This window comes from Oleiphilus sp. HI0080, assembly GCF_001635135.1.
The window spans coordinates 1-6,428 of record NZ_LWFU01000456.1 but is presented as its reverse complement, the minus strand read 5'-3'; the positions used below and the strand labels follow the sequence as shown (position 1 = coordinate 6,428).

Sequence of the window (6,428 nt, the reverse complement as noted above, 5' to 3'; positions counted from 1 at the left end):
CGGCCAAATGCGACAAAGAGTCAGATGAGGCAGGCAAAGGTAAGACTAGTTTGGCNTATGAGGCTGAGACCAAAGTCTAAAGTTAGTCTATGTTAAAAAATGATATAAGTTGTTGAATTGTAAATTTAAAATAGAAGGAAAAGCGAAGTATGGCTGAGTATCGCTACGATGTAGTTGTTATTGGTTCGGGCCCTGCCGGAGAAGGTGCGGCGATGAACGCCTCAAAACATGGGAAGCGCGTAGCGGTCATTGAAGAGAAGCAGGTTGTCGGCGGTAACTGTACGCATTTAGGTACGATTCCGTCGAAAGCACTTCGTCATTCGGTAAAGCAGATCATCACGTTTAACACGAATACGATGTTCAGGGATATCGGAGAACCTCGCTGGTTTTCTTTTCCGAGAGTCCTAAAAAGCGCCGAAAAAGTTATTTCCAAACAGGTTAAATTACGTACCCAATTTTACGCTAGAAACCGAATTGATCTGTACAACGGTCGTGCATGCTTCTTGGATAAGAACAAGATTGAGGTTTGCGGGGGGCAGTCGAATGACATCTTAGTTGCTGAGACTGTGATCATTGCGAGTGGTAGCCGTCCTTATAAGCCTGCAAATGTCGATTTTAGCCATCATCGTATTTATTGCAGCGACTCCATTCTTACTCTTAATCACACTCCGCGAACGATGGTGATTTACGGTGCCGGTGTTATCGGCAGCGAGTATGCCTCTATTTTTGCAGGCCTTGGCGTTAAGGTGGATCTGGTTAATCCAGGAGAGAAGTTATTGTCTTTTCTAGATGATGAAATTTCCGATGCGTTGAGCTACCACCTTCGTAACAACGGTGTGCTTGTTCGGCACAACGAAACGTATGAGTCGGTCGTTGGTACGGATAAAAACGTTGAAGTGACGTTCACATCTGGTAAGAAGATTAGGGCGGATGCGTTTCTTTGGTGTAATGGTCGTAGCGGAAATACGGACCATATGGGTCTGGAGAATATCGGACTGAAACCGAACTCTCGTGGCCAGCTAGCAATTGATGATCATTACCGCACTGAGGTAGAGGGTGTCTACGCGGTTGGTGATGTGATTGGTTGGCCAGCACTCGCGAGCGCAGCATATGATCAGGGCAGGGCGTCTGCTTCGGCGATGGCTGAAGACCGGTATTTTCGATTTGTTGATGACGTGCCAACGGGGATATATACAATTCCCGAGATTAGCTCTGTTGGAAAGACGGAGCGCGAGCTCACCGAAGCGAAAGTTCCTTATGAGGTTGGGCAGGCGTTTTTTAAGGATTTGGCCCGCGCCCAGATTACAGGTGAGGCTGTAGGGATGCTCAAAATATTGTTTCATCGAGAAACGCGTGAGATTCTGGGTATCCATTGTTTTGGGGACCAAGCGGCTGAGATCGTGCACATCGGTCAGGCGGTTATGAATCAAACTGGCAAAGCAAATAATCTTGATTATTTCATAAATACAACCTTTAACTACCCCACTATGGCTGAGGCATATCGTGTCGCGGCATTGAACGGTCTAAATAGAATCTTCTAATCTGTGACCGATAAAGAGACGTACATCGCATTGCTTGAAGTACGTCTCTTACTCAAGCGTCTAGTAGTTCACGCTTCTTACGCCCTCTAATTGTGCCGTTCTAGCGCATTATGTAGCATTATCAAAGCCTTTAGCTCCATAGCGTTTGGAGTGTTTTCTCGCGAGTAAATGGAATAGACCTCTTCTATGCTTCAAAGCGTTCTTAGCGTACTTAAATTCTCTTTTGTCGTTGTCGCAGCGACGTTACTTTTGGCATGTAATGGCGGTAGCTCGGACGTTGTTCGTTTAGCTGATGAAACCGTGTTAATTGAGAAACCAGATCTCAAGCTTAACGTAAACGTGGTGAAAGGTCCGATTGCGGGCGCAAAGGTTGATTTTTACAAGGTCGATCTTGAGAGCGGCGCTTTTGGCGACTTATCTCGGGCGTCGGAATACTTCTTCGATCTTCTCTATGACTTGGGCGTGGTTTATCAAGACGGCAACCTCCAGTTAAGCACTTTGAGTGATGTAGAGGTTCTCAGCGCGCTAAGTCGAATTGCTGCGCAAGATCAGCTTGTCGGCGGCATTCATGATTTAAAAAGCGATATAGATGCCGCTGGTTCTGTAACTGTTGCTGTGCAAATCCTTGAGTCATTTGTGACGTCTGAGACAAATAGTTTTCACAAAGACGCAGTTGCCGAGATCATTGCAGTGTATGCAAATCTCGCAGATATCAAATCGCGAGTGGCGAGTATTCCAACCGTGCTGGACGAGCTACACCAGGCTCTTGATGATAACTCTGATAAGATTTCGTTTGAGCGCGTTGAGTCAATAGCTCGAGCTTTTTCAGGTTTTGAAACTGATTCGGTGAAGCTAGCGGGTTGGAGTGAATTCTATAACGAGATGAATGCTCTTAGAGTCGCTTCCTTATCCAAAACGGAGATAGCATCTAGAATTGACCAGATTTTTGATGAAGCTGAAGAAAAAGGCTGGTTCGATACCGATCTTGTTGCTCGGAATCAATTGGCTGATCTTGAGTCTCGGGTCGACACGGCTGCAGATATTTTTGAAGTTCAAACGCTGATCGAGGACGCCTACGTTTATGAGGGTAACGCAGAGCTCAAAGCTGCACTTCTAGTTTTGCGAGAGGATACGATCACTCCGCTTGATGCAGTAGAATTGTTAAGGAAAAAAGAGTCGTTGGTCAAATGGCCTATTACGGATTTGTTAAGCAGCCAGTCAACATTAGATGGCGTTTTTGCTCAGTTTGTTGCTGATTTTCGCCAGCGTTTCCCTCAAGCGATTCGAACGGCCTATGTGAGTGATGAGCTCGATGCGAGCAATGGCAAACCAATTAATTGGATCGCTCAGAGGACGACTGACGAGACAGCGTCGATTCCAAGTATAGATTTTGGCCAGTTGAAAGGCTTGATTTATATTGAGTCTGATTTGCGGGAGGGTATCGATTTAAGCTCTGGGGTGCGGCCTCCTGTTGAAAAGTTATCAGCGCTTATTCGTCTAGAGAGTGTTAGAGGTGCAAGTGATAATGCACTAGAGGATAGCTCAGCGAGATTTTTTGTAGGCGATGAGCCCCTTAGGTTTCCGGAAGGGGATCTCGTGAAGCGAGCCGACGATGTGCGCCTCACGGATGATTTGAGGCTCGTACTGGAGACTGCGCAGGCGGTCTCTCCGACTCGTTCCGTTAGCTTAGTGTCGGACGTTTCGGTTCACGCGGCCATGGAAAGAATGCTGCTTAATGATCGTTGGATTGATCTATTTGTGGGTTCTGACGGGCGAGAACTTGACCTGATCGATTTCGAAGGTTGGGTTTACGAAGAGGTTGATCAATTATCGAAAAGCCTGGCCTCAAGCTTTTCTAGTACTTCGCAGGAGTTAGATCTCGCGCCTTTAAGATCAAGTCTGATTCTTACGAGTGAATCGTTACTTGAGCCTCAGAGGCAGAACTTTATAGCGCTAAACAGGTACCTCAATGAGGTGCTAGCTTCGACACTAGGGCTTCTTTCTGAGACATCGGCGCTTTCATTTGAGACGGTGTTGGCCAATTTTTACAAGGACATTGCTGACAATGAATTAGACGGCAAATATGGCAACGAGCCTGTCTATAGTGACGACTTCTATCCCTCTGTTGCAAACCGTATCAAGGTTTCACCTAGTGAGCTCTCAGTGGTTGGTACATCAAGGCCTATTTCTAGAATCGTCGATGAGTTGAAGCTTGAGTTCACTAAGGTTCTTGCCGACAAGTCGGTTGATGATGTGAAGCTCTCGGGAGCGGATTTTTCGTTTGGCGCTCCGGTTGGCGGAGTAGATACAGACGGCGATGGTGTTCTTGATAATTCGGACGCATTTCCCTTGGATCCAGCTCGCTCAGTCGCTGATTTTCCAGTTGACTACAAAGGGCTTACGTCTATCAACGTTGGATCCATCGCATCGATCTACGCACCGTTTTCCGGTGAGCTAGCTCTATCGGTAGCATTAGAACAAACGAATGGCTCATGTTCAGTTGACCCTTGTTTAGGTTTAGGAAATCTTGCGACGGCTATTACCGCTAACTGGGTAGTGTTGCAAAGCCCTCCGAATAGTCGGCTTTCGATAAGCGAGATAGACGAAGCAAACTCAATTGGGTTTGAGTTTTCTGCAGATCGACCGGGTGAGTACAGATTGCAAGGCATTTTTACGACTTCTGAAACACCGGTGCGTGAACTAAAGGCATCCTTCTCAATCTTTGTGCCTAGTCTCGCGGATTATACCTTCGACGTAGATCCAAAGCCTGTCGTTCTGGGAGGCAACTCAAATGTTGTTATACAGAGCTCTCCCGCGCTTTGTGCCGCGTATTCTGTATGTAGTGGAATAACAGTAGGAGACTTTCTACCTCTCTCGCTTTTAAACGGAGATCTTTTTACGCGTTGGAGTGATCGCAATAAACAGGGTGTTAGTGCAATGCAAACGGGCGCCACTAACTCTCTTTCTATTGAATATGGGAAAGAGTATGAGCTTTTTGTGACAAGTTCCGGATCCAACGAATCGAAGAGCATTCTATCCATCGTTGCCGGCGTCGATAGCGATAGTGACGGCGACGGTGTTGCAGACAGCGATGATGCTGTTCCCGGAGATGCCGCATGTAGTTCTTTGGATGAGACTATCTCTTTTGGTGAAGCGCTAGGGCAGGGCGCAGGTTTAGTAGATACGTCAGGCCTTCGCCGGACGCCTTCTTTAAGAGTATGTCTGTCGACATTTAAGACGGATCGCGGATTAACGACGCCAATCCATTCAGATGCGGGGCTTGGTATCGAAGCTTTCATTGATGACTCTTTGTCGCTTTTGATTATTGAATCGACGGAACTCAATCGTAATGAAGTATTGCGCCTACCTGCAGAGAAGGGCTTGGATGTTTCTAGCACATACAAGCCTCATGTACTTGTTTCGGATACGGTCAATAATGCTTTGTTCATTATTTATGAGAATGGTCAAATCGACAGATATGATTTTGTCTCTCAGTCTTTTGAAAGCTTCGTGAAAGCGCGAGAGAACTTTGTTAGCGACGCTAAAGCACGTTTAATTGACGGATTCTTGTTTGTTTCTTATAAATCTTTGCTTTCTGCTGTTAGCGACGACGTACTTGTTTTTGATTCTGCTGGAAATACCGTCGAACTGACTTTTGGTGGTTCACAGGCATTGTCGCCGGGAGAAAAGGTCAGCTTATTTTTGGGAGCAACTCCGGTCTCTCTTTCAGATGAATTAAAGGCTGATTGGGTTATAAAACGCCGGTCCCTTACCAGTATCAACGGTGTCGACAAATATATCGTTGAAGACGTATCAGCATTAAATACCGAGAACAAAGGGCTAACTCTTTCGAGTGGGCAGGTGAGGTTAAAAGATTATCTGGTTGTTACTCTTCGCGACGCTCAGGGGGATTTTCTTACGGAAGCTGCAGCTCCGGTTATAGGCTTAAATGATTTTAGCTTTAGCGTTGATGCATTCTTGCCCGGGGACGGTATCAACTTTGAGTTCGAGGACCGGCTTAGTTTCCTTTCTGGTGCTATAGAGGTTCGGTGGCAACTGAATGACGCGACGACCGCATTTTTTCGTGATGTAATGCTTTCGACCTCTGCTCCTTATTCGTTCCCTTCGGGTGTCACTGCTTTCGGAGATATAGTTCGTGCAACAATTAGTTTTAAGCTTGATGACGAGGTTGATAACTCCCGAGATGTTGTCGCATCGTTAGATCAAATGACGGCGCTAAAAATTGGTGCTCCGACAGGCCTAGTTCCTGTTTACAGCAGCGTTTCGGTCGTTGATCGTGTTGTTTCGGCTTCGCTTGATTTGAACTCCTTCGCCAATAATCAGTTTTTGGCTAAGTATTTTACGCCACAGTGGATTGTTGATGGATCGCTCGTTACCGATGCTGATGGCGCAATTTATACGCTACCGACAATTGATCTTGAGCTAGAATACGGCCAAACATTATCGGCTTTTTATGCGTTTGATATTGATGGTGAGAGGGGAATTACTCAGTCTTCGGTCGCAGGCTCAACAGTAGTCGATCTAAATAATTCTGCCTTTGAGATTGATCAGTCCTATGCCCCCCTCGGTAGCTCATTATCTGTCAATAACGCATTTGCCTCTCAGGTCTTCGATAACTTTATACCTGTTTGGGAGAAAAATGGTCAAAGAGGCGAAAACTTTACACTGTCGTTTTATGAGACAGCTGGAGACCTTGTAGGAGACACGATTGAGTTTTATCTTCACGATATCGATCCATCTGATGATAATTTAGTGGGCCCTAACAGGCTTCCCGCTGAGCAACCAGTTGTTTTGGGCTATGGTTTCGGTGCCGAGTCAGATGAAGACTTTGATGGTGACGGAGTTCGAAACTCTGAAGATTATTTT

Annotated in this window: 2 protein-coding genes; both read left to right on the top strand. The window is 46.1% G+C overall.

What is annotated here, in order from left to right; all coding sequences use genetic code 11:
* Positions 1-149: 149 nt before the first annotated feature.
* Positions 150-1,541 carry a Si-specific NAD(P)(+) transhydrogenase gene (sthA, locus tag A3751_RS09105; protein ID WP_068454697.1) on the top strand — a complete coding sequence of 464 codons (1,392 nt, stop codon included), beginning with the start codon at positions 150-152 and terminating at the stop codon, positions 1,539-1,541.
* 186 nt (positions 1,542-1,727) lie between these two features.
* Positions 1,728-6,428: hypothetical protein (locus A3751_RS09100; RefSeq protein WP_156492350.1), on the top strand; the 4,701-nt coding region annotated here is incomplete at its 3' end.